General features: G+C 64.5%; 1 protein-coding gene and 1 pseudogene. Both read right to left on the bottom strand.

What is annotated here, in order from left to right; genetic code table 11:
* Window positions 1–304, bottom strand: a 304-nt coding sequence (locus DBR30_RS19270; RefSeq protein ID WP_146181393.1) for a CDP-alcohol phosphatidyltransferase family protein, incomplete at its 3' end; no start/stop codon positions are given.
* Window positions 305–320: 16 nt separating this feature from the next.
* Window positions 321–459 (bottom strand): annotated as a pseudogene (locus DBR30_RS22595) (ATP-binding cassette domain-containing protein); the annotation flags it as partial.

Genomic DNA, 459 nt, shown 5'->3' with positions numbered 1-459 from the left:
GGGCAAAGCCCAGCACCACGGCGGCGTAGAAAATAAAGTCGAGCGTGATGTCGAGAAAGCCGCCGCAGTCGGTGATGCCGGTTTCCCGCGCCACGGCGCCGTCCAGCCCGTCCAGCAGCCGGTTGAGCAGGATGGCCGCAAGCGCCCACGGATAGCAGCCAAAGGCCAGCAGCGGCAGCGCCAGCATGCCGATGGCAAAACCGGTGAGGCTCACCTGATTGGCACTGATCCCGGCACGGCAGAGCGGCTTGGCAAGCTGGGTAAGAGGGCTGCGGATCACGGGGATCAGGTGGCGATCAAACAAGGTGAACACTCCTCGGTTAACAGTGGCATTCGGTGAGGTTGAGTATGGTGCCCGGCGCATCCTCTTCGTCGTGGGTCACCAGGATGGCGGGGATGGCCAGCGCCTTGATCTGCGCGAACACCAGCTCGCGAAAGGCGGCCCGCAGCGGCTTGTCG

It is taken from the genome of Aeromonas sp. HMWF017 (assembly GCF_003061465.1).
Classification (GTDB): domain Bacteria; phylum Pseudomonadota; class Gammaproteobacteria; order Enterobacterales; family Aeromonadaceae; genus Aeromonas; species Aeromonas veronii.
This window is presented reverse-complemented; position numbering and strand designations above follow the sequence as displayed.